The sequence below is a fragment of the Pseudonocardia charpentierae genome (assembly GCF_031845345.1).
In the GTDB taxonomy this organism is placed as follows: domain Bacteria; phylum Actinomycetota; class Actinomycetes; order Mycobacteriales; family Pseudonocardiaceae; genus Pseudonocardia; species Pseudonocardia charpentierae.
This window is the reverse complement of the sequence record NZ_JAVREJ010000035.1, coordinates 1-22,308: the sequence shown is the minus strand read 5'-3', so window position 1 is coordinate 22,308 and position 22,308 is coordinate 1. Positions and strand designations below refer to the sequence as shown.

19 protein-coding genes are annotated in these 22,308 nt (G+C 72.2%); 14 read left to right on the top strand and 5 right to left on the bottom strand.

Annotated features, from left to right (window positions below; all coding sequences use genetic code 11):
* Positions 1 to 31: 31 nt before the first annotated feature.
* Positions 32 to 1,471: a cytochrome ubiquinol oxidase subunit I gene (locus RM445_RS29005; protein ID WP_311560049.1), complete on the top strand. Its 1,440-nt coding sequence runs from the start codon at positions 32 to 34 to the stop codon at positions 1,469 to 1,471.
* Positions 1,472 to 1,473: 2 nt separating this feature from the next.
* Positions 1,474 to 2,508 (top strand): cytochrome d ubiquinol oxidase subunit II, encoded by a 1,035-nt coding sequence (gene cydB, locus RM445_RS29000; RefSeq protein ID WP_311560048.1) that lies wholly within the window; start codon positions 1,474 to 1,476, stop codon positions 2,506 to 2,508.
* On the opposite strand, the gene RM445_RS28995 is transcribed toward cydB, so the two are convergent.
* Positions 2,502 to 7,571: a SpoIIE family protein phosphatase gene (locus RM445_RS28995; protein WP_311560047.1), complete on the bottom strand. Its 5,070-nt coding sequence runs from the start codon at positions 7,569 to 7,571 to the stop codon at positions 2,502 to 2,504. The two genes, cydB and RM445_RS28995, sit on opposite strands and share 7 nt — an antisense overlap.
* Positions 7,572 to 7,761: 190 nt before the next feature.
* On the opposite strand from RM445_RS28995, the gene RM445_RS28990 reads away from it, so the two are divergent.
* From RM445_RS28990 to RM445_RS28970, 5 genes are all read left to right on the top strand, one after another.
* Positions 7,762 to 8,505, top strand: coding sequence for an SDR family NAD(P)-dependent oxidoreductase (locus RM445_RS28990; protein WP_311560046.1), 744 nt, complete (start codon positions 7,762 to 7,764; stop codon positions 8,503 to 8,505).
* Between the two features lie 33 nt (positions 8,506 to 8,538).
* Complete coding sequence (locus RM445_RS28985) at positions 8,539 to 9,243, top strand: DUF4097 family beta strand repeat-containing protein (RefSeq protein WP_311560045.1); 705 nt, start codon at positions 8,539 to 8,541, stop codon at positions 9,241 to 9,243.
* A 69-nt stretch (positions 9,244 to 9,312) separates the two neighbouring features.
* Positions 9,313 to 9,627, top strand: a complete 315-nt coding sequence (locus tag RM445_RS28980; protein ID WP_311560044.1) for a hypothetical protein — start codon at positions 9,313 to 9,315, stop codon at positions 9,625 to 9,627.
* A gap of 124 nt (positions 9,628 to 9,751) precedes the next feature.
* Entirely contained in the window at positions 9,752 to 9,955 is a 204-nt protein-coding gene (locus tag RM445_RS28975; RefSeq protein WP_311560043.1) for a hypothetical protein, read from the top strand.
* A gap of 112 nt (positions 9,956 to 10,067) precedes the next feature.
* Complete coding sequence (locus RM445_RS28970; protein WP_311560042.1) at positions 10,068 to 10,424, top strand: nuclear transport factor 2 family protein; 357 nt, start codon at positions 10,068 to 10,070, stop codon at positions 10,422 to 10,424.
* Here the strand turns inward: RM445_RS28970 and RM445_RS28965 are convergent, their stop codons facing one another.
* Positions 10,425 to 11,867 (bottom strand): protein adenylyltransferase SelO, encoded by a 1,443-nt coding sequence (locus tag RM445_RS28965; protein WP_311560041.1) that lies wholly within the window; start codon positions 11,865 to 11,867, stop codon positions 10,425 to 10,427. It abuts the gene before it with no gap.
* Between the two features lie 110 nt (positions 11,868 to 11,977).
* Between RM445_RS28965 and RM445_RS28960 the strand changes: the two genes are divergently transcribed.
* The 3 genes from RM445_RS28960 to RM445_RS28950 all read left to right on the top strand — a co-directional run bounded on the left by RM445_RS28960 (position 11,978) and on the right by RM445_RS28950 (position 15,261).
* Positions 11,978 to 12,856 (top strand): AraC family transcriptional regulator, encoded by an 879-nt coding sequence (locus RM445_RS28960; protein WP_311560040.1) that lies wholly within the window; start codon positions 11,978 to 11,980, stop codon positions 12,854 to 12,856.
* A 19-nt stretch (positions 12,857 to 12,875) separates the two neighbouring features.
* Entirely contained in the window at positions 12,876 to 14,192 is a 1,317-nt protein-coding gene (locus RM445_RS28955; RefSeq protein ID WP_311560069.1) for an FAD-binding protein, read from the top strand.
* A gap of 202 nt (positions 14,193 to 14,394) precedes the next feature.
* Positions 14,395 to 15,261, top strand: coding sequence for an ABC transporter substrate-binding protein (locus tag RM445_RS28950; protein WP_311560068.1), 867 nt, complete (start codon positions 14,395 to 14,397; stop codon positions 15,259 to 15,261).
* A 20-nt stretch (positions 15,262 to 15,281) separates the two neighbouring features.
* Here the strand turns inward: RM445_RS28950 and zwf are convergent, their stop codons facing one another.
* Positions 15,282 to 16,763: a glucose-6-phosphate dehydrogenase gene (gene zwf / locus RM445_RS28945; protein WP_311560039.1), complete on the bottom strand. Its 1,482-nt coding sequence runs from the start codon at positions 16,761 to 16,763 to the stop codon at positions 15,282 to 15,284.
* A 175-nt stretch (positions 16,764 to 16,938) separates the two neighbouring features.
* On the opposite strand from zwf, the gene ppk2 reads away from it, so the two are divergent.
* From ppk2 to RM445_RS28930, 3 genes are read left to right on the top strand one after another with little or no spacing between them, the layout of a single operon-like run.
* Positions 16,939 to 17,835 (top strand): polyphosphate kinase 2, encoded by an 897-nt coding sequence (gene ppk2 / locus RM445_RS28940; RefSeq protein ID WP_311560038.1) that lies wholly within the window; start codon positions 16,939 to 16,941, stop codon positions 17,833 to 17,835.
* Between the two features lie 28 nt (positions 17,836 to 17,863).
* Positions 17,864 to 18,835, top strand: a complete 972-nt coding sequence (locus RM445_RS28935) for an NADPH:quinone reductase (protein ID WP_311560037.1) — start codon at positions 17,864 to 17,866, stop codon at positions 18,833 to 18,835.
* A gap of 40 nt (positions 18,836 to 18,875) precedes the next feature.
* Entirely contained in the window at positions 18,876 to 19,577 is a 702-nt protein-coding gene (locus RM445_RS28930; protein WP_311560036.1) for a YoaK family protein, read from the top strand.
* A 3-nt stretch (positions 19,578 to 19,580) separates the two neighbouring features.
* On the opposite strand, the gene RM445_RS28925 is transcribed toward RM445_RS28930, so the two are convergent.
* A complete protein-coding gene (locus RM445_RS28925) occupies positions 19,581 to 20,963 on the bottom strand; it encodes a phenylacetate--CoA ligase family protein (RefSeq protein ID WP_311560035.1) in 1,383 nt (460 codons plus the stop codon).
* A 272-nt stretch (positions 20,964 to 21,235) separates the two neighbouring features.
* Here RM445_RS28925 and RM445_RS28920 point away from each other — a divergent pair, with 272 nt between their 5' ends.
* Positions 21,236 to 21,739, top strand: a complete 504-nt coding sequence (locus tag RM445_RS28920; protein WP_311560034.1) for a hypothetical protein — start codon at positions 21,236 to 21,238, stop codon at positions 21,737 to 21,739.
* Here the strand turns inward: RM445_RS28920 and RM445_RS28915 are convergent.
* Entirely contained in the window at positions 21,703 to 22,032 is a 330-nt protein-coding gene (locus RM445_RS28915; protein ID WP_311560033.1) for an STAS domain-containing protein, read from the bottom strand. The genes RM445_RS28920 and RM445_RS28915 overlap by 37 nt on opposite strands.
* Between the last annotated feature and the right edge of the window lie 276 nt (positions 22,033 to 22,308).

The window sequence follows — 22,308 nt, the reverse complement described above, 5'->3', positions numbered from 1 at the left end:
GGCGCCGGCCGGGCAAAGTTCGGGACGTCGCATGAACGTGATCGACCTTTCCCGGTTCCAGTTCGCCTCCACCAGCATCTTCCATTTCTTCTTCGTCTCCCTCACCGTCGGGCTGGCGTTCCTGATCGCCGTGATGGAGACCATCGCCTTCGTCAAAAAGGACCGCGGCGGGCGCTACGACAAGATGACCAACTTCTTCGGTCATCTCTTCCTCATCAACTTCGCCGTCGGCGTGGTGACGGGGATCGTGCAGGAGTTCCAGTTCGGCATGAACTGGAGCGAGTACTCCCGCTTCGTCGGCAACATCTTCGGGGTCCCGCTCGCGCTCGAAGTGCTCATGGCGTTCTTCCTCGAGAGCACCTTCATCGGGTTGTGGTGGTTCGGGAAGGACCGGCTCCCGGCCTGGGTCCGATTGGCCAGCATCTGGCTCGTCGCGATCGGCACGCAGATCAGCGCGTTCTGGATCATCCTGGCCAACGCGTGGATGCACCATCCCGTCGGATACCGCATCGAGAACGGGCAGGCGCTGCTCACCAGCTTCTCCGCGGTGGTCTTCAACTACAAGGCGTGGTTGTTCACCTTCCACGTGAACGGCAGCGCGTGGACGATCGCGGGCTTCTTCGTGCTGGCGATCAGCGCCTACCACCTGCTCCGTCGGCAGAATGTCGACGTGTTCTCCCGCTCCCTGCGGATCGGGCTGGTGTTCGCCGCGATCGGGACCGTGCTGTCGGCGTCCAGCGGGCACCTCGCGGCCCAGGCGGACGTCTACGACCAACCGATGAAGTTCGCCGCCATGGAGGCGCAGTGGGAGGACTCCGAGTCGCCCGCGCCGTGGTCGGCCATCGCACTCGTCAACGAGCAGGAACGGCGCAACGACGCCAGCCTGGAGATCCCCTATCTGGGCTCGGTGCTGGCGTACAACAACATCGAGGGCAGCTACCGGGGCCTCAACTCGCTGAACGAGGAGTTCCAGCAGACCTACGGTCCGGGGAACTACATCCCTCCCGTACTGCCGGTGTACTGGTCGTTCCGGCTGATGGTGGGAATCGGGATGCTCCTGCTGCTCACCGCCTTCCTCGGACTGTTCCTCTGGTGGCGCCGGCGCGACGGGCTCGACGAGACGCGGTGGTACCTGCGCGCCCTGGTGTGGATCGTGCCGCTGCCGTGGCTGGCCAACTTCTTCGGCTGGATCGTCACGGAGATGGGCCGCCAGCCGTTCATGGTGTACGGGCTGCTCACCGTCGAGCAGGGGGTCAGCGCCAACTCCGTGGGTGAGGTCCTGGCGGGGCTCATCGGGCTGTGGGTCGTCTACCTCGGCCTGATCGGCCTCGACATCTACCTGCTCTCGGTCACCGCTCGGGCCGGCATCCACCACACGCCGAGCGCCCAGATCGCCGCGGCGCCCGCGCCGGACTACGCCGCCGACGAGGGGTTCCGGGACCCCGTCCACGACCCCGGCCAGAGGACCTGACGATGGGCCTCGTCACGCTCTGGTTCTGGCTGATCGCCCTGACGTTCACCCTCTACTTCTTCCTCGAGGGCTTCGACTTCGGCGTCGACATCCTGCGGCCGCTGCTCGCCCGCACCGAGGCCGAGGAGCGCGCGCTGACCGGCACCATCGGCCCGTTCTGGGACGGCAACGAGGTGTGGGTGATCGCGGCGGCCGGCGTCATGTTCTCGACGTTCCCCGTCTGGTACGGCGCGCTGTTCAGCGGCATGTACCCGGTCTTCGTCGTGATCCTGCTGGCGCTGCTGCTGCGCGGGGTGTCGTTCGAGTACCGCAACCAGGTCGACCAGCAGCGGTGGCGCGACTTCTGGGACTGGATGTCGTTCCTCGGCAGCGTCATCCCCTCGTTCCTGTGGGGCGTGGTGATGGCCAAGCTCATCGAGGGCCTGCCGATCAACGGCGACCGGCGTGTGCTCGGCGGGATCGGCGAGCTGTTCACGCCGTTCTCCGTGCTCGGTGGTCTCGGCACGCTGCTGCTGTTCATGCTGCACGGCGCGAATTTCCTGCTGCTGCGACTGCACGAGGACACCGCGCTGCACGCCCGGGCGCGACGTGCCGCGCTGATCTGGGGCGCGCTCGCCACCGTCGCGATCCTCGCGTTCGTCGTGGCGGGCTACGTCGTGGAGGGCCTGTTCGAGAACTTCGGGGTGCTGCCCTGGGTGTTCCCGGTGGCGGCCGGGGCGACGCTCGCGAGCATCTGGCTGGCCCTGGTCCTGCGCCGTCACACGATCGCGTTCGTGATGAGCGGCCTGACGATCGTCTTCTCGACCGTCACGATCTTCATCGCGCTGTTCACGCGCAAGGTGGTGCTGCCCTCGACCCTCGACCCCGGCTTCAGCCTCACGCTGGCCGGATCGGCGAGCCAGCAGTACACGCTCGAGCTCATGACGTGGGTGGGCGGGATCTTCCTGCCGCTGATCATCGGCTACCAGGTGTGGAACTACTACGTGTTCCGCGAGCGGATCCGGCCGGACGAGGGCGGCCTCGACCACGGCTACTGAGAGGGCGACCGGCGGTCGTCGAACGTCGGCAGCCCGGCGAGCGCGAAGGCCCGCGCGGGCATACCGCCGGGCTCGGTGAGCACGCGGAGGTCGACGCCGCGGGCCCGGGCGTGCTCGATCACCTCGAGGAGCAGGCCGATCCCGGCGCTCGGCAGGTAGGTGGTGGGCCGCAGATCGACCGTCAGCCACGCACCGTCGCCGAGTTCGACGAGCTGCGCGAACAGCTCCGCCCGGACGGCCTCGACCCTCGCCAGGTCCAGCTCGCCCGGCACCGCGACGACGGGGCCGCCGGGCCCGTCGCGCGCCGGCTCGGCCACGGCGACCGGCATGCGATCCCGCACCTGGCCGTTCGTCGGTGACCCGAGGACGAAGCGCACGGTGGTGCCCGTGTCGCCGCGGTCGAAGGTCACCTCGTCGGAGAGGTGCCGCACGAACTCGACACCCCGCCCCCGGTACCCCGGGTCGGCGGGCGGGGGCCGCCACGACCCCCAGTCCTGCACGACCACCTCGATCGACCCGTCGCCGCGGCGCGCCACCTCGTAGCACCAGTCGCCGGACGCACCGTCGCGGTAGGCGTGCTCGACGGCGTTCGCCGCGGCCTCGCCGATCGCGAGGAGCAGATCGTCGGAGAGGTCGTCGCCCAATCCGGCGGTGGTCGCCCAGCGCCGGACCGCCCGGCGCATCACGGTGAGCCGGGCCGGTTCGGCCGGCATCCGCTGCCGCAGCGGTGCCGGCATCAGGCGAGCGGCGATGACGGCGATGTCGTCGGCCCGGCCGTCCTGCTGCGCGAGCTCGTCGAGCAGCGCGGGGACCAGCGTGGACGGAGAGCTGTCGGCGTGGTGCCGCACCGTGTCGGCGAGGCGGGCCAGGCCGTCGTCGATGACCTCACCGCGGCGCTCGATCAGCCCGTCGGTGTAGAGGACGAGCGTCGCGCCCGGCGCGAGGTCCGCGACGCCCTCACCGTAAGGCGGCCGTCCCGTCAACCCCAGGACCGGCCCGTGGCCGTCGCCGTCGAGCTGGCGGATCCCGCTGTCGTCGGCGAGCAGGGGCGGTGGGTGCCCGGCACGCGCCCAGGAGACGCGGCCCTCCTCCCAGTCGAGCGTGACGCACGCCGCTGTCGACGCACGCGCTCCGGGGACGTGTGCGGCGAACCGGTCGAGCAGCTCCAGCGCCGCCGCGGGACCGTGCCCCTGGAGCAGGGCCGCCGCGAGCGCACTGCGCAGCTGTCCCATGACGGCCGCTGCGGCGGCACCCTGTCCGACGACGTCACCGACCGCGATCGCGACCCGGTCGTCTCCGAGCTCGATCACGTCGTACCAGTCGCCGCCCGCCTGGACGCCCTCGGCTCCGGGCAGATACCGGGCGTCCAGGGCGAGACGTGGGAGCTGCGGCAGCCGCTGCGGCAGCAGGCTGCGCTGCAGCGTCTCGGCGACCTGGTGCTCGGCCCGGTAGAGGCGGGCCCGGTCCAGTGCCTGGGCGCACTGCTCGGACAGGGCCTGCACGGTGGCCCGCTCCGTCGCGTCGAACTGCCGGACCGATCGGAAGCCGACCGCGATCGCGCCGATCCTGCGGCCACCGGCAGCCAGCGGGACGGCGAACAAGGACCGGAAACCGAGACCGGTCAACGTCTCGACCATCTCGGATCGGGCCGGCCGGAACAGCTCGAGGTCTTCCATCCACAGCGGGTCCCGCTCCCGGAACGCCATGGCGACCGGGAGTTCCGCCTGCAGGGGGATGGCCGGGAAGCGCGCGCGCACCTCGTCGTCGACCCCGGTGTGGGCCAGGGGGATCAGGCCGGCGGCGTCCAACTCGTAGATCCCGACGGAGCCCTCGCCGAGCAGGTGCTCCAGATGCGTGACGGCCGTGTCCGCGACGTCGGACGGCGTCGCCGCGGCGGAGAGCTCGGCGGTGATGCGCTGCAGCGCACCGAGCCGCGCCGCGGTCGCACGCTCGTCCGCCAGGAGCAGCGCGTTGTCCAGAGCCAGGGCGGCACGCCCCGCGACCTCCTCGACCAGCACACGGTCGTCGTCGTCGTAACGCGGGGAGTCGCCGCGGCGCAGCAGCGCGAGCACACCGAGCACCCGTCCGCGTGCGGACAGCGGGACCAGCAGGGCGGACCGCGCCGCGACCCGGTGGTACAGCGCGACCTGCTCCGGCCCCACCTCCGCGGACCACTCCGCGGACGCGACGGCCGGCACGTCCGGCAGCAGTTGGGAACGACCGCTGGTCACGACGTCGCGGACCGTCTGCGCCTCCAGATCCATCCGGGCCAGGGCGATCTCCGCGTCGGCGTCGAGGGCCGCGATCCCGGCGCGGTGCAGCCGACCGTCGGCGTCGCGCTGCAGCACACAGCACAGGTCCGCGAGTCTCGAGTCGATCACCAGCCGGGCCAGGCGGCCCACGCGGCCCGCCGACTCGGGCTCGGTCTCCAACCCGGCCCCGAACCGCGCGAGCAGAGCCTGGCGCTCGGACTCGCGGTAGCGGGCGTTGATGTCGGTGCAGCTGCCGACCCAGCCCTCCGTCGGCCCGATCGCGACGACCCGCTCGAGCAGCCAGCGGTACACGCCGTCCGCACGACGGAGCCGGAACTCGACCTCCCAGCCCTGGTGCGCCGCCACCGCCGCGGCAACCGTGTCCAGGTAGCGCTGCCGGTCCTCCGGGTGCAGCCCCGCCTGCCAGCCGTCGCCCAGTTCGTCCGCGGAACGGTCGGTGAACTGCTGCCAGCCCCGGTTGACGAACACCCGCGCGCCGCTCGGATCGGCCACCCAGATCAACGCCGGGGCGAGGTCGGCCATGGCGGTGAAGCGCGCCTCGGCCTCCCGACGCGCGCGGCCCAGCTGCAGGTGCGCACCGGCGCGGGCGAGCAGTTCCTCCGCGGAGAACGGCTTGACGAGGTAGTCGTCGGCTCCGGCGGCCAGGCCCTTGACCGCGGCCTCCTGCCCTGCCCGGGCCGACAGCAGCAGCACCGGGACGCGGGCGGTCCGGGGATCGGCGCGCAGTGCGGCGAGAAGCTCCATCCCGCCCAGACCCGGCATCATCACGTCGCTCACGACGAGATCGGGCGGTTCGGCACGGACCGCCGCCAGCGCCGCGGCACCGTCGCTCACCACCTGGACGGTGTAGCGCGGGCGCAGCAGGCGGGTCAGGTACTCGCGCATGTCGGCGTTGTCGTCGGCGACCAGCACCCGGCCCTGCGTCGCGGCGGGCGCGACCGTGGCGCCGCTCTGCTCGGCGTCGGCGCCCTGCAGCCAGCGCAGCGCCTCGGCGACGAACGGCTCGGCCGCCGCCGACACGTCGACGGTGCCGGCCTCCGCCGCGGACACCACCCGGTCCGGCGGCAGGTGCTCGTGGCCCAGCGGGAGCGTGACCGTGAACGTGGTGCCCCGGCCGGGGGCGCTCTCGACGTCGATCGCGCCGCCGTGCAGGCCGACCAGCTCCCGGACGATCGCCAGACCGATCCCGCTGCCCTCGCCCGAACGCGCCGGGGCCCGCTCCACCCGGTGGAAGCGCTCGAAGAGGCGGGGAAGCTCGTCGGCGGGCACCCCGGTTCCGGTGTCGGCGACCGTCAACACCGCGGTCCGCTCGTGCCCGCGCAGGGCGACGGAGATCCGGCCCTCGAACGTGAACTTGACGGCGTTGGACAGCAGGTTGAGGACGACCTTCTCCCACATGTCGCGGTCGACGTACACCGGCTCGGACAGGCCGGGGAGGTCCACCTCGTAGTCGAGGCCCGCCCGCTCCACCGCCGAGCGGAAGACGCTCGCCAGTTCCGCGGTGTACGCGCCCAGGTCGACGGGCTCGAAACGCGCGTCCACCCGGCCCGCTTGGAGCCGCGAGAACTCCAGCAGGGAGTTCACCAGCTTGCCGAGCCGGAGTGCGTTGCGGTGGATGAGGTCGAGCTCCTCGCGCAACCGCGCGTCCGCCGCGATGACCGGCGAGCCGCGCAGCTCGGCGACCGGCCCCATGATCAGGGTCAACGGGGTGCGGAACTCGTGGCTGACGTTGGAGAAGAAGTCGGTCTTGGCCCGGTCCAGCTCCGCCAGCGCCTCGGCCCGCTGCCGCTCGGCCTCGTAGGTCAGCGCGTCGGAGACCGCGGTCGCGAGCTGGTCGGCCACCAGGTCGAAGAACGACCGGTAGCCGGCGTCGAGCGCGCGGTACGGGTTCACGCCGGCGACGAGCACCCCGGCAGGCTCCGACCGTCCCGCGATGACGAGCGGCAGGACCACCGCATCGGTAGGGAAGGCCGGGCCCGCGGTCCAGGCGTCGACATCGCCTGCGGCGCCGTCCGCCAGGTTCCGGACGACCTCGGTGGCGGCGGCGTCGGCGACCCACCACACCGGCCCGCTGTCGGCCGGCCCGCGGACGACGGTCGGAGCGGCCGTGCTCCCGGCCCGCACCCCGCTCGTGGCCACCAGCTGCAGACTCCCGTCCGCCGAGCGCAGGTAGGCCGCCGCGAACGGCACGTCCTCCCGGTGCCGCGTCAGCACGTCGACGACCGTCCGGCTCGCCTCCTCCGCCGTGCCGGCTGACACCGTCGAGAGTTCTCCGAGGTCGCGCAGCACGCGGAGCCGCCGCTCGCCGACGACCCGCAGCGTGGTGTCGGTGACCGCGACGAAGACCCCGCCGACGCCGCCGCTCTCGTCCTGGATCGGCGAGTAGGAGAAGGTCCAGTACGTCTCCTCCAGGTAGCCGTGCCGACGGAGGAAGAGCAACTGGTCGTCGGAGTACGTGGCGCCCCGGCCCGCCAGCACCGACCCAGCCATCGGGCCGAGTTCGGACCAGGCCTCGGCCCAGACCTCCGACGCGGGCCGCCCCAGGGCGTCCGGGTGCTTGTCGCCCATCGCCGGGACGTACGCGTCGTTGTAGAAGACGGTCAGGTCCGGGCCCCACCACACGTGCATCGGGAACCGCGACGACAGGCAGATCGACAGCGCGGTCTGGAGGCTCTGCGGCCAGCCTGCGGCCGGACCCACGGGCGTGCCCGACCAGTCGCGGGCGCGCACGCGCTCCGCCATTCCACTGGCGTTCGAGCCGGACGGAGGCCGGGCCGGCTCCCGCGTCACGTCGCGCACCCTCTCACCCCTGCCAGCCTGCCCGACCCTGTCAGTCGCATCCTCGCCGCCCACACGACGCAGCGCGACTCTTGGTGCACGAGCGGCGCCGTACGGTCCCGTCGGATCAGCCGAACGATGAGGCCGAGCGTCGCCGACGCGTTCCGGTCCGCCCGGCGCACCGATCGTCCATCCTGAGCCCATGACGTCGAACAGCACCGGTTTCCCCGCCGCGGTCGTCACCGGAGCCGCGAGCGGCATCGGCCGGGCGCTGGCCACCCGGCTCGCCGCTGCCGGCACCCGGGTGGTGGTCGCCGACGTGGACGCCGCGGCGCTCGCCGACCTGGCAACGGAACTGGACGCGACCGGCGTGCCGACGGACGTCGCCGACCCGCAGGCGATGGAGGAACTGGCCGCTGCGGCACCGGACGCACGACTGGTGTGCCTCAACGCCGGAATAGTCGGCTCCGCGCTCGGCGCGCCGTGGGAGGTCGATCCGCACGACTGGGACACCGTCTTCGCGGTCAACGTGGGCGGCGTGGTGAACGGGCTGAGGGTGTTCGTCCCCCGCCTCCTGGCGTCCGACCGCCCGGGCCACGTCCTGATCACCGCCTCGTTGGCCGGGCTGGCCACCTTCGCCGGCGGAGGCGCCTACGGGGCGTCCAAGCACGCCGTGGTGGCGGTGGCCGAGCAGGCGGCGCTGGCCCTTGCCGGCAGCCAGATCGGGGTGACCGTGCTGTGCCCGGCCCTCGTGCGCACCGCGATCTCCCCCGTCGGCGTCGATCCGGCCGATGTCGCCGACGAGGCGCTCGCCGCCGTCGAGCAGGGCCGCTTCGTCGTGATGCCGCACGAGTGGCGACGGAGCGTGCTGGACCGGGCCGAGCACCTCACGTCCGGCCGTGCGCCGACGCCACCGACTCCTTCGGGTGACGAGGGGTGGCGGTAGCGTGCGCGGCCCGGCCGACGAGGAGGTACCGCGATGGACGCTCGGACGGTGGCCGCCGCGGCGGCTTTGGGCATGGCGCTAGTCGTGCCGGCGGGGTGCGCCGAGGCAGACACCAGGACCGGCGGCTCGACCACGACCGACCAGCAGTCGTACGAGATCACCGAGCCGATCGACGCCCTCGTCGTCGACGCCCGCGCCGCCACGGTGATCGTCGAGGGCGGCGACGGGCCGCTCACCGTCGACGAGACCTACCACTTCTCGGACGACAGACCGGCCACGTCGCACCGCGTCGACGGGAGCACGCTGCACCTCACCGACTCCGGGTGCCGCAACGACGACGTGCGGTGCGACGTCGAGTTCCGGGTGCACCTGCCCGCCGCCGCGCGCACCGAGATCACGTCGCAGGCGGGTGCGGTGCGGCTCACGGGGCTGACCGGCGACGTCACGGTCAGCACCCGGGCCGGCGCCGTCGAGGGCCGGGGCCTGGGCGCCGACGAGGTGAGCGTCGAGACGCAGGCCGGCGCGGCGCGGCTCGAGTTCGCGCGGGCCCCCTCGACCGTGCGCGCGTCGACGGAGGTGGGCGCCGTCGAGGTGCGTGTGCCGGGCGACACGAGCTACGCGGTCGACGTGCAGACCACGGTGGGCCGGTCCGACGTCTCCGTGCAGCGCGACCCGTCCAGCGCACACCGGATCCAGATCCGGACGAGCGTCGGCGCGGTGAAGGTCGCGGCGGTCTGACCCGACCCGCTTCGATCGCGCCGGTTGCGCGAAACGCCCCCGGCGGGGCACGTCGCTGCGCGATGCTCCTTGCGTGTCGACCGTCGTGCCGGCTGGCCGGTGGCCTTCCGCGGTTCACTCGCGGTCGCCGCCGGACTGACGACCTGGGCACGGCTACCCGGGCCACGATTTCAGCGGCTGTTCCCCGACATCTACTGCCCGGCCGGCGACGAGCCACCCGACCTGCACCTGCGCTCACTCGGCGCCTACCGGCTCGTCGAAGGACGGGGCGTGCTGGCCGGCTACTCGGCCGCAGCGCTGCTCGACGCCGACTGCGCCCCACACCGCGACGTCCCCGCCGAGATCCCGTCGCCGGCGGCGGGCAGCGCACCCATCCCGGACTGACCGTGCACCGCGACCGGATCGCCGCCGGGAGACCACCTGGGTCGACGACGTCCGGTGCACCAGCCCGCTGCGCACCGCCTAGGACCTGGGCCGCCAGGACGACCTCGTCGAGGCGGTCGTCGCGGTGGACCGCCTCGCGAACCGCCACCGCTTCCCACCCGACCTGCTGCTGCACTTCACCGCGCACTACCGCGGCGGGCCGGGCACCACCCGGCTGTGCGCCACCCTCGCCCACACCAACCCCTACGCGGGCTCCCCGATGGAGTCCCGCCTACGCGACCCCACCCGCATCATCACCGAGCTGACCCGCGCTGTCGGCCACCCGTGACCCCGGACAGCGCCTCACAGGCGCGCCGTTGCTGTTCGATCTCCGGGAAACAGCAATGGCGCGCCCTTGAGGCGGGTTCTGTTCCCGGAACCCGTAGGGCCAATCTGATGGCATGACCAACACCGCCGCAGCGATCGCCGAGTCCTTCTCCCGGCACCGGTTCGCCGAGACCTTCCCGCACCTCGCCGACGACGTGCGCTGGGTCGCCGTCGGCCAGGCGACCATGCAGGGCAAAGACGCCGTCGTCGACGCCTGCGAGGCCGCCACCGCCGAGATGGCCGACCTGAACGTCGAGTTCACCCGCTTCGTCTCGATCGCCGGCCCGGACGGCGCCGCCGTCGACGTCGTGGCCCGCTACGTCGCCGCGGACGGCCAGGTGTCCGTGGTGTCGTCGTGCGACATCTACGAGTTCGCCGACGGGAAGCTGGTCGCGATCACGTCGTACGCCGTCGAACTGCCGTCGGCCTGATCACGTCCCGCAGTAGGTGACGTGCGGGGCACCGCCCGAGGGGGCGGGCTGCGCGTACTCCTGCAGGCCGGGGCGCTCCGTGAACGGCGACAGGACCACGTCCAGCAATCGCTCGAACGGCGCGAGGTCGCCGGCCGTCGCCGCGGTCAGTGCCTCCTCGACGAGGTGGTTGCGCGGGATGTAGGCCGGGTTCACCCGGTCCATCGCCGCCGCCACCCCGGCCCGGTCCGCGGGCAGCAGCACATCGCGGCGTGCGGCCCACGCGTCGAACGGCTCCGGCTCCCCGAAGAGGGTCCGGGCGGTGCCGGCCGAGAGCGACCGGAAGAAGTTCGTGAAGTCGACGCGCTGCGCGCGCAGCAGCTCGAGCAGGTCGGTCACCAGCTCCGGCGCAGGTGCGGGCAGCCCGAGCTTCGCGGCCATGCCCTCGTCCCAACTCCGCGCGTAGACGTCGGCGAACTCGCCGAGCACCGCCGTCGCGGCCTCCACGGCCCCGTCGGTGTTCTCGTCGATCAGGGGCAGCAGCGTCTCGCCGAGGCGTGCGAGGTTCCACTGCGCGATCCCCGGCTGGTTGCCGTAGGCGTAGCGGCCGCCGTGGTCGATGGAGCTGAACACGGTGGCCGGGTCGAAGGCGTCCATGAACGCGCACGGGCCGTAGTCGATGGTCTCGCCGGAGATCGTGGTGTTGTCGGTGTTCATCACGCCGTGCACGAAGCCGACGAGCATCCACCGCGCCACCAGCCGGGCCTGCGCCTCGACCACACGGCGGTACAGCTCCAGGTACCGGTTCGCGGCGTCGGCGGCGTCCGGGTAGTGGCGCGCGACGGCGTGGTCGGCGAGCGCACGCAGCAGGTCCCGGTCGCCGGTTGCGGCCGCGTACTGAAACGTCCCCACCCGCAGGTGGCTCGCGGCGATCCGGCAGAGGACCGCGCCCGGCAGTGCCGTCTCCCGCAACACCCGCTCCCCCGTCGCCACCACGGACAAGGCCCGCGTCGTCGGGATCCCCAAGCCGTGCATCGCCTCGCCGATCAGGTACTCCCGCAGCATCGGGCCCACCGCGGCCTTGCCGTCGCCCCCGCGGGCGAACGGCGTACGACCCGAGCCCTTCAGGTGCACGTCGCGGCGGCGACCCTCCACGTCGATCACCTCGCCCAGCAGCAACGCCCGGCCGTCGCCCAGGCGCGGCACGTAACCGCCGAACTGGTGACCCGCATACGCCTGCGCCACGGGCCTGACCCCGTCCGGCAGCCCGTGCCCCACCAGCAGCGCGACGCCCGCCGGCTCGCGCAGCGCGGCGGGGTCGACGCCCAGTTCGGCGGCCAACTCCTCGTTGAGCACGAGCAGTGTCGGCTCCGGAACCGGCGCTGCCGTCCACGGCATCGACAGGCCCGGCACCTCGCGGGCATAGGAGTCGTCGAGTTCGAGGAACGTCCGCGCAACCGTCACTCCTCCAGGTTACGTACCCGCAACGACCGGTGGCCCGGCCGAAGCCGTCGTCGCACTCTGACGTCCGCCACGTCGGTCGGCGCATACTCGAACGGCGAGGTGAGGAGCACATGGCGACCGGACCTGGCGGTCGGAGCGGTACCGGCGCACATGCCGGGTCGGCGGCGACCGGACGGCTGGTGGAGAGCGAGCGGGCGGCGCTGCCTCGGGTCGTCGGGCGCCCCCATGCCCTGGTGCGCAGCCTTCTCGCGCAGCCGTACACGGGCATCGCCCCCGAGACCGCGCGGCATCGACTGCTGCTCTCGGCGACCGCCCGAGTCTCGCTGGTCGTGAAGATCGACGACTCGCCGTACCGCCCGCCGGGTTTCGTCCAGGGCACCCACGACCGGTACGCCCTTGTGGACGGGGAGTGCGCCCGCTCCTACGTGGAGGTGGGGATGGCGCCCCTGGGTGCCTACCGGCTGCTCGGTCGGCCGATCGACGAGCTCGGCGAGACCGTGGTCGATCTCCAGGACGTGTTCGGCACCTCCGGTCAGAGGTTGGTCGAGGCGATCCGGGACGAATCGACGTGGCGCGGACGATTCGCGGTGCTGGACCGGTTCCTGCTGAACGCCGCGGAGCGCGGCCCGGAACCGTCGGCCGAGGTGGCGTGGGCCTGGCGCCGGATCGTCGACAGCGAGGGCACGACGGCGATCGGGCACGTCGCGAAGGAGGTCGGCTGGAGTCACAAGCGGCTCATCACGAGGTTCGCCCGGCAGGTCGGGCTCACACCGAAGAAGGCCGCTCGGCTGGTGCGCTTCGAGCACCTGCTCGCTCACGTCACGACGGATCGGACCACACCGTGGCCCGTGGCCGCCGCCGAGGCCGGGTACGCGGACCAGGCGCACATGATCCGGGACTTCCGCGCGTTCACGGGCGTCACGCCGACCGAGTACCTCGCGCGCCGCGGTGGCAAATTCGTTCAAGACCCCGGAGCAGCGCGTTCGTAGCGTCGCCCTCGTGTCAACCATGATCCGCAACGACGAGGCTGCGCGAGCTGAGGCAGCGGACGACTTCGGTCACCTCGTCCACCGCACGCCGGACGTCGTTCTCCGGCCGACGTCGAATCAGGACGTGGCCGCCGCCATCCGCCGGGCGGCCGGGCAAGGCCGGAGGTTCGCGGCCCAGGGGCGGCGTCACTCGGTGTTCGGTCGCGGGCAGGTCGACGGCGGGATCGTCGCCGACATGGCCGGGATGCGCGCGGTGCACGACGTCGGGGACGACCGGGTCACCGTCGGCGCCGGGGCCACGTGGCGGGAGGTACTCGCCGCAACCCTGCCGTTCGGTCGCTTCCCACCCGCCGTCCCGGACTATCTCGACCTGTCGGTGGGCGGCACGCTGGCCGTCGGCGGCGTCGGCGCCCGCATCTCCGCCTTCGGCGCCCAGACCGACAACGTCGTCGAGTTGCAGGTGGTCACCGGCAACGGCCAGGAGGTCACCTGCTCGCCCAACCGGCGGGCCGACCTGTTCGACGCGGTCCGCGCCGGGCTCGGCCAGGTCGCCGTCGTCACGACGGCGACGCTCACGCTCGTCCCGGCGCCCCGGCAGGTCCGTCGACTCCTGCTGTTCTACCCGGACCTGCCGACGATGCTGCACGACCAACGCCTTCTCGTCGCCGACGGGCGTTTCGACGCGGTGCAGGGCGCCGTGCTTCCGGCACCCGACGGTGGCTGGACGTTCCGCCTCGACGCCGTCGTGGGCTGTGCGACGAGCCCGCCGTCCGACGCCGCCCTTCTCGACGGCCTGTCCGCCGACCGCTCCCTGACACAGTCGAGCACGTCGACCCATCTCGAGCACCTCGCGCGGCTCGACGCGCTGGAGCAGGCACTGCGCGCCCACGGCATGTGGGACCTGCCGCACCCCTGGCTCATGACCTTCGTCGGCGACTCTGCCGTGGAGTCCGTGGTGTCGGCGGAGCTGGACCGGCTCACGCCGGCCGATCTGGGACAGTTCGGCCAGGTGTCGCTCTCCGCGTTCCGCAGCCGCAAGATCACGAGCCCGTTGCTCCGCCTGCCGACGGACGACGTGTGTCACGCCGTCAACCTGGTGCGGATCCCGACGACCGACGCCACGGCCGAGGCCGCCCGGCTCGTGGCGGCGAACCGGGCCGCCTACGACCGCGTCCGCGCCGCGGGCGGCACGCTGTACCCCGTGAGCGCCCTGGCGATGTCGCCCGACGACTGGCGCGCGCATTTCGGGCCGGTCTTCGCGCAACTCGCCGCCGCCAAGCGGAGGTACGACCCGGGCCACGTCCTCACGCCCGGTTACGAGGTGTTCGGGACGTGATGCACGGGTGCCCTACTACCGGTGGCCGGCTGTCGCCCAGTGGATAAGGTGAGGCTGACCTACGCGACTGGGAGGTCCGAGTGCCGCTCGCCAGCCCGCCGGTCCCGGCGCCCGCGACCGGCGCCCTGACCCGTCGCCGTTTCCTCGGTGCCGCGGGTCTCGGCGTCCTCCTGACCGTGCCCGCCTGCGCTGAGCGGCCGGGATCAGCTCCCGCACCGCAGGCCTCCCGGACGTTCGACGGCGCCTTCGGACCGGTCGAGGCGCCGGTCGCACCGCAGCGGGTGGCGAGCACCGACTTGTACACCGCCTATGCGCTGCTCGACGTGGGCTTCACCGTCGCCGCGACGGTCGAGGCGACCGTCGGGGGCGTGTTCCCGAGTACCAGGCGACGTACGACGCCATCCCCAAGATCGGGACGACGCAGGAGATCGACTTCGAGAGCCTCGTCGCCCAGGAACCGGATCTCGTGCTCGGCACCGTCGTCCCGGGCCTGCCCGCGGACCTGAACGACCGGCTGTCCGGTATCGCCCCCACCCTGCTGTTCCCGGCCGCCGGGGAGCCCGGCACATGGCAGGAGCGGGCGGTCCGCGCCGCGGACGTCGTCGGACGCCGCGACCTGGCCGAGGCGCTCCGTGCCGCGTACGAGACGCGAGCCGCGGACATCGGCACCCGCTACGCCGACGTCCTGGCCCGCACGAGGTGGGCACTGGTCCGCGGCGGCGCCCAGGGCAACGCGCTGGTCGACCTCCCCAACTCCTGGAGCGGCGTGGTGCTCGGCGCCGTCGGGGCGCAGTTCGGCGGCGTCGCCGCCGGGAAGCCGGGCGCGTCGACGCCGCTGTCGTACGAGCAGCTCGGTCTGCTCGACGACTGTGACGTCGTGCTGCACCTCGTCGACACCACCGGCAAGCTCGACCAGAACACCGCGCAGGTACTGGAACAGCCGACGTTCCGGGCACTGCCCGCGGCGCGCAACGGGCAGGTCCACCCGCTGCCCAACTACTACGTCGCCCACTACCGGCAGGCCGGCGCGGTGCTGACGGAGATCGAGACCGTGCTCGGGAAGCTCTGAGGCGCGACGGCGAGGCGCGTTCAGCCTCCCGTCGGCGGCAGCTCGACCCAGCCCTGTGGCCCGGGGAGGGTCGCGGCGGCGTCCGGCCCCCACGAACCGGGTTCGTACGAGACCGGCGGCGTGGTCGCGTCGAGGATCGGGCCGACGATGCGCCACGCCTCCTCGAGGTTGTCCATGCGCGCGAAGTGGGTGGGGTCGCCCGCCAGTGCGTCGGCGAAGATCCGTTCGTACGCCGCGTGCACCGGCCCGAGCACGCGCCGGAAGTCGACCGAGACGGGCACCGGCACCGCCACGTCCCCGCCGCCGGGCTCCTTGACCAGGATCGTGAACGTGACGCCGGCGTCGGGCTGCAGCCGCAGGCGCACCTGGTCCGCGTTGGGCTTCTGGCCCTCGCCGAGGAACAGCGTCCGCGGCGGGGTCCGCATGACCGCGACGATGTCGAGGAGCGTGTCAGGCAGGTCCTTGCCCGCGCGCACGTACACGGGGACGCCCGACCAGCGCCAGTCGTCGACGTGCAGGGTCAGCGCCACGTAGGTCTCGGTGGTGGAACCCGCCGCGACGCCCGGAGTGTCGGTGTAGCCGTCGTAGCGGCCGCGGACCACCTCGGCCGGGTCGACGGCCCGTATCGCCCGCAGCACGCGGTGCTTCGCGTCGCGCTGGTCGTTCGCCCCGTCCGACAGCGGGGCGTCCATCAGCACGTAGGCCAGCACCTGCAGCAGGTGGTTCTGCACCACGTCGCGGACCGTCCCGACGGCGTCGTAGAACGAGCCGCGGTCGGCGACATCGAAGTTCTCGGCCATCGTGATCTCGAAGTGGTCGATCCACTGCCGGTTCCACAACGGCTCGAGCAGGGTGTTGGCGAACCGCAGCACGAGCAGGTCCTCGACCGGCTCCTTGCCCAGGAAGTGGTCGACCCGGAACACCCGGTCCTCCGGGTAGTTCAGGCGCAGGTGGGCGTCGAGCTCGCGCGCCGAAGCAAGGTCGCGACCGAAGGGCTTCTCGACCACCAGCCGTGAGCGCCCTGCCAGGCCCGCCGCGGCGATCCCGTCGGCGACCGCGCGGAACAGCGACGGCGGCACGGCCAAGTAGTGCACCGCGAAGGCGTCCGGGCCGGCCTGGGCGGTGATGATGTCGGCGAGGTGTGTGAAGACCGCCGGGTCGGCGTAGTCACCCGCGACGAGGTGGGTGTCGGCGAGCATCTTGTCCAGCACGCCCGCGTCGACCCCGCCGTCGGCGTCGAACGCCTGGTGCACACAGTCGGCGATGTGGCGGCGCAGCCCGTCGGTGTCGAGGTCGGTCAGTGCCACGCCGATCAGTGGCACGGTCAACTCGCCGCGCTCGACGAGCCGGTAGAGCGCGGGGAGCACCAGCTTGTGCGCGAGGTCCCCCGTGATCCCGAACAGGACGAGGACGTCCGCGGCGTGCGGCCCGGCTCCGTCGGTCGCGTGATCCGTGGACGAGCTCGTCGGATTCGGCGACGGCCCCACCTTCGCATCGTCCATGACGCCCCGCTCTCCCCCGCACGCCCGCGGACACCGACGCGGCGGACCGTACCGCGGCGGACCGGAACCGACACCCGGTTGTCACTCTCCCGTCCAGGGGCCGAGCCCGTGCCCGCAAACCGCCGTTCACCGTTCGGCCACCCCACATCTGGTCGCGGGGATCGATACTCGGGGGGTGATACGGGAGAACTTCCGGGAGTACCTCGACCATCTGCTGCGCGACGGCTTCAGCGTCCGGCACGACGAGCACCTCTCCGACCCGGACCTCATCGACCCCGGCGGCAACCCGGTCGAGACGTGGCGCGAGGACTACCCGTACGACGAGCGGCTCGACCGCGACGTCTACGAGGAGGAGAAGTACCAGCTGCAGATCGAGCTGCTGAAGTTCCAGTACTGGGCTCAGGACACCGGTACCAAGCACCTGATCCTCTTCGAGGGCCGCGACGCCGCGGGCAAGGGCGGCACCATCAAGCGGTTCACCGAGCACCTCAACCCTCGTGCCGCCCGCGTCGTCGCGCTCACCAAGCCCACCGAGACCGAGCGCGGCCAGTGGTACTTCCACCGCTACATCACCCAGCTCCCGACCGCCGGCGAGATCGTGATGTTCGACCGGTCCTGGTACAACCGCGCCGGCGTCGAGCGCGTGATGGGCTTCTGCACCGAGCGCGAGTACGACATCTTCCTGCGCCAGGCCCCGCTGTTCGAGGAGATGCTCACCGAGAGCGGCTTCTCCCTCACCAAGCTGTGGTTCTCCGTGACCCAGTCCGAACAGCGCACCCGCTTCGCGATCCGGCAGATCGACCCTGTGCGCCGCTGGAAGCTCTCGCCCATGGACATCGAGTCCCTGGACCGGTGGGACGACTACACCCTCGCCAAGGAGGCGATGATCGAGCACACCGACACCGACAACGCCCGGTGGACGTCGATCAAGAGCAACGACAAGAAGCGCGCCCGCATCGACGCCATGCGGTTCTTCCTCAGCCAGTTCGACTACGAGGACAAGGACACCTCGGTGGTCTACGACGCCGATCCGCTGATCGTGCAGCGCGGCCGCGACTCGATCAAGGATTGAGCTTGCCCGCGGCGCTACGTTGCACCACGTGAAGGCGGCGTACATCACGACCCTGGGATCGCCGGACGTCATCACCTACGGGGAGATGGACCGGCCGGTACCCGGTCCGACCGACGTGCTGGTCCGGGTCGAGGCGGCGGCGGTCGACCCGGTCGACACGTTCGTGCGCTCCGGCGCCTACCGCACCCCCACGCCCTTTCCGTTCGTCCTCGGCCGTGACCTCGTCGGCACCGTGGCCGAGACCGGCCCCGGCGCGACCGGGTTCGCCGTCGGCGACCGGGTGTGGTCGCACAGCATGGGCCACGGCGGCCGGCAGGGCGTCACCGCGGAGTACTGCGTGGTCGGCGTCGACCGGGTCTACCACCTGCCGGGCGACGTCGACGCAGCCCGCGCGGCCGCCGTCCTGCACCCGGCGGCGACCGCCCACCTGGCGCTGTTCCGGCATGCCCGGCTCCGTCCCGGCGAGACCGTGCTGGTGATCGGCGGAGCGGGCAACGTCGGACGAGCGGCCACGGTGCTGGCCGCACGCGCGGGTGCCCGGGTGCTGGCGGTCGCCCGGGCCGAGACCGCTCCCGACTGCCTGCGCGCCGGTGCCACGGCGGTGGTCGACCACCGTGACCCCGACGCCGCCGAGCAGCTTCGAGAGCTCACCGGCGACGGCGTGGACGTCCATCTCGACACGTCCGGACACCAGGACCTCGACGCCGCCCTGGCTCTGGTCGGGCACGGCGCTCGCGTCGTGCTGATGGCCGGGCTCTCCGCCCGCCCGGTGCTCCCGGTCGGCGCCGTCTACCCCCGCGACGTCAGCCTCGTCGGGTTCGCGATCAGCAACGCGAGCGTCGACGACCTCGCCGGCACCGCACGTGTGATCAACCACGGGCTCGCGGACGACGCGTTCCCGATACCGGTCACCGTCGAACTCCCCCTGTCCCGGACCGCGGAGGCACATCGGATGATCGAGGCCGGCGTGCGGGGGCGGATCGTGCTGCGCCCCGAGTAGACCTTTCTCGGGCGACGCGGTTGCTGCTTCACTCATCGCCATGGCTGCCCGCCCGCGCCTGCGGATCGCCGAGCCGCGGCACGGATCGCTGCCGGTACTGCTGCTCGTCCTCACGCTGGTCACCGGCGTCATCGACGCCATCAGCCTCCTCACCCTGGGCCGGGTCTTCGTCGCCAGCATGACCGGCAACGTGATCGTCACCGGGTTCGCGCTTGCCGGCGTTCCGGAGTTCTCCCTGGTCACTTCGCTGGGGGCACTCGTCGCCTTCCTCTGCGGCGCGGCCGCGGGCGGACTCCTCGTCGACCGGATCACCGACCGGGGACTCCTGCTCCGAGCCGTGATCCCGATCGAGTGGCTGCTGCTGGCGGCGTGCCTCGTCATGGTGGTGGTGTGGCCACCCGCGGTGGACTCGGCGCCCACCGTGACGGTCGCCGTCGTCGCGGCGGCGGCGATGGGCATGCAGAACGCCGTCGCCCGGCGGATCGCGGTGCCGGACCTGAACACCAGCGTCGTCTCCATGTCGATGATCGGGCTCGCCGCGGACCACAGGCACTCGAGCCCGCAGACGGCGGTGCGGCGGGTGCTCGCCGTGCTCAGCCTGCTCACCGGCGCCATCGTGGGCGCGGTGCTCGTGCGGACCGTGGGCTCGGCGCCCGCGTTCGGACTGATCCTCGTGCTGCTGACCGGCGTGGGCGGCGCCGCGCACCTGATGCTGCGTCGAGGGGCCGACTGGGAGGGCTGAGCGCTAGCCGGCGAGCGGGATGAACCGTCTGAGCTTGCCGGTCGAGGCGTGTCGCGCAATCCGGTCGACCACGCCGACGGTGATCTCGGCGTGGTCCAGTCCGAAGGGCCGTACTGAGGAGACGAGGGCCGCCACCACCGACGGGACGTCGGGCGATCCGACCACCAGTACGTCGGCACCGTTCTCGGTCTGGCGCACCTGGTACTCCGAGATCCGCGGGTCGGTGCCCAGCACATAGCGGAACGCGCTGGCGGGAACCATGCAGTCGCCGTAACGGAAGTCGTCGTCGCGACGCCCGGCGATGTCGGCGACGCGCCGCATCGCGCTGCCACAGGCGCACCGCCCGGAGAGGATCGCCACCTCGTCGCCGAGGTCGTAGCGGATGAACGGGAACGCGCGGCCCGCCAACCCGGTCGCGAGCGTGCGAGTGGCCGGCTCGTCGGGCCCGACCGGCCGTCCGTCGGCATCGACCCGCTCCAGGATCACCTCGTCCTCGCAGATGTGCAGGCCGTCGCCCTCCCCGCAGCCGACGGCCTGCACACCGATCTCGGTGGATCCCCACAGGTTGTGCACCGGCGCACCCCACGCCTCCGCGATGGCGTCGCGGTCCTCGTCGCTCAACGGCTCGGAGTTGGTGCTGACCCGCACCGGGCGGATCGTGAGATCGCCCGCGCTCGCGGCCCGCGCCAGGCGCCCGATCACCGAGGCGTAGCCCACGAGGTGGGTCGGCTGCGCTCGCGCCACCGCGTGCAGCACCTGCTCGAACGGCGCCGCCGCCGGGATCACGACGGTCTGCATCCCCGCCTCCGTCGCGACGTCGAACAACGGCGTGCTGGCGTGCGGTGGTTCACCCGCCTCGAGCACCGCCAGCCGCGCCGGGCCGGGCTCTGTCTCGGACCGGCGCTCCGCGCGGGCCTGCCACCGCCACGCCAGACAGGCGAGGGTGACGAACTGCTCCCAGCCCCACACGTACACCCCACGGACGCCGCTCGACCCGCCCGAGCTGAACACCTGCAGGTCCGAGGGCGTGTAGGAGAACCAGCGCTGGTCGGCGAGCACGCGCTCGGCGCCCGCCCGGTCGATGTCCGGCACCGTGACGATCTCGTCCCACCTGTCCTGGGCCTCCTGCTTGACCATAGGCGGGATCCGGGCGAGATCGGCGACGGTCGCGGTGGTCGGTTCGACGTCGGCGAGCCGGGCCGCGTGGAACGGTGATCGCGCACGCGCGAAGGCGAGCAACGACCGCAGGCGCTCGGTCTGGTAGCGCTCGATCCGCTCACGCGGCCAGTCCAGGCGCTCGACGTGATCCTCCATCGAGGCCCGTACCGTGCTCAGATGGGCCGCGCGGAGGCGCTCGTACGCTGCCCGCGCATCGTCGAGGGTCATCTCGACAGTGTCCCGACCTGGTCAACAGCCCGGTCATCGTCGGACGAGTGCAGATTCGTCACTTTCGGCGCTGTCGTCGGTGCGGAGGGCTACGTTTGCCTCGAGGACCCACCACGACCACGCGGCGCGGTGGCCAGGCCGTCCCGGACCTCGGCGGCGCAAGCACACCGATGACGTGACGGGTTGCGACACAAGATGAAAGCCTCCGCACGGCCGGGTGGGCCCAGGTCCCACCGGTGATCCGTGACGTCACCGAGTTCAGGCGCACAGGCGTGGCCGCCCGACTCGTCACCGAGCTGGACGTCCCGGTCGCCGCCTGGCGGGCCGCGATGTGCCACACCGGCCACCGCGACGGTGTTCGGGTACGCACCCTCCTCGTCCCGCTCAACGCCCTCGATCCGGACGATCCCCCGGGCCAGCTGGTGTTCGCCGTACGCACCCACCCACCCCCGGACCCCGCCGCGCAGAAGCTGGGGCTGCTCCACTGGTGGCGGGTCGACGACCTCACCGTGCCGTACGACCGCTGGCGAGCCGCGTTGCACCGACTGGCCCGACAGGGACACGTCCGGGTCAGGACGTTCCTCGTCCCACCCTCAGCCGACGGTGTCGATGACCCCGACCAGTTGGTGTACGTGCTGTGGGCCGACTCCGCCGACCCCCGATGCACCACGCACGCAGCACCCGTCGGACCGGCTCCATACCCCCGACCGCCGACCCGTCCGGTCACCGACCTGGCCGGCTACCGGGCCGACCGCAGCGGCCGCACGGACCGGTGAGCCGTGGTGGCGGCGTCGAACAGGGTGGCCAACCCCCGCACGCCGATGTAGGTCACCGACGACAGGTCGACGACCAGACCGGTGAGACGACGCGCGGGTTGCAGTTGCGCGGCCAGGCATCTCCCCAGGGCCGGCTCGGTGCAGATATCGATCTCACCGACGACGTGGACGATCAATTCGGCGCGGGTCGCCCCACCACGGGGACGGCGTTCGACGGGTTCCGGCAGCCCGTTCGGATGGTCGAGCAGATCATGGCGATGCTCGTGCTTCCTGGCCTCGCCGGTGGGGGCCACGGTGCAACCGGATCGGCGTGGCTAGTACTCCAGCCGCAGATTGTTATGGAATACCCGTGCGTCTGCGGTAGTGGCTGGTGTGGGCGCGGTGTTGGTGGCGGCGTCGCCAGGTCGACCAGGCCCAGATTCGGGCGTGGTTCCGGCGGGTTCGGGTGGGTGTGGTCAGGTGTGCCAGGAGACGGCGGATCTCGCCGAGGGTGAGCGGGATGAGGCCGCTGCCAGGTCTTTTGGGGCGATCGCGGCGGTCACGGCGAGGTAGGCGTGGGCGAGCATCGC

Bases quoted from the DNA above. Each gene is read 5' to 3' on its own strand.
- RM445_RS28955 (WP_311560069.1), top strand. From the start codon at position 12,876: ATGATCCGCAACGACGAGGCTGCGCGAGCTGAGGCAGCGGACGACTTC.
- RM445_RS28925 (WP_311560035.1), bottom strand. From the start codon at position 20,963: ATGACCCTCGACGATGCGCGGGCAGCGTACGAGCGCCTCCGCGCGGCC.
- RM445_RS28985 (WP_311560045.1), top strand. From the start codon at position 8,539: ATGGACGCTCGGACGGTGGCCGCCGCGGCGGCTTTGGGCATGGCGCTA.
- RM445_RS28990 (WP_311560046.1), top strand. From the start codon at position 7,762: ATGACGTCGAACAGCACCGGTTTCCCCGCCGCGGTCGTCACCGGAGCC.
- zwf (WP_311560039.1), bottom strand. From the start codon at position 16,763: ATGGACGATGCGAAGGTGGGGCCGTCGCCGAATCCGACGAGCTCGTCC.
- RM445_RS29005 (WP_311560049.1), top strand. From the start codon at position 32: ATGAACGTGATCGACCTTTCCCGGTTCCAGTTCGCCTCCACCAGCATC.
- RM445_RS28930 (WP_311560036.1), top strand. From the start codon at position 18,876: ATGGCTGCCCGCCCGCGCCTGCGGATCGCCGAGCCGCGGCACGGATCG.
- RM445_RS28960 (WP_311560040.1), top strand. From the start codon at position 11,978: ATGGCGACCGGACCTGGCGGTCGGAGCGGTACCGGCGCACATGCCGGG.
- RM445_RS28970 (WP_311560042.1), top strand. From the start codon at position 10,068: ATGACCAACACCGCCGCAGCGATCGCCGAGTCCTTCTCCCGGCACCGG.
- cydB (WP_311560048.1), top strand. From the start codon at position 1,474: ATGGGCCTCGTCACGCTCTGGTTCTGGCTGATCGCCCTGACGTTCACC.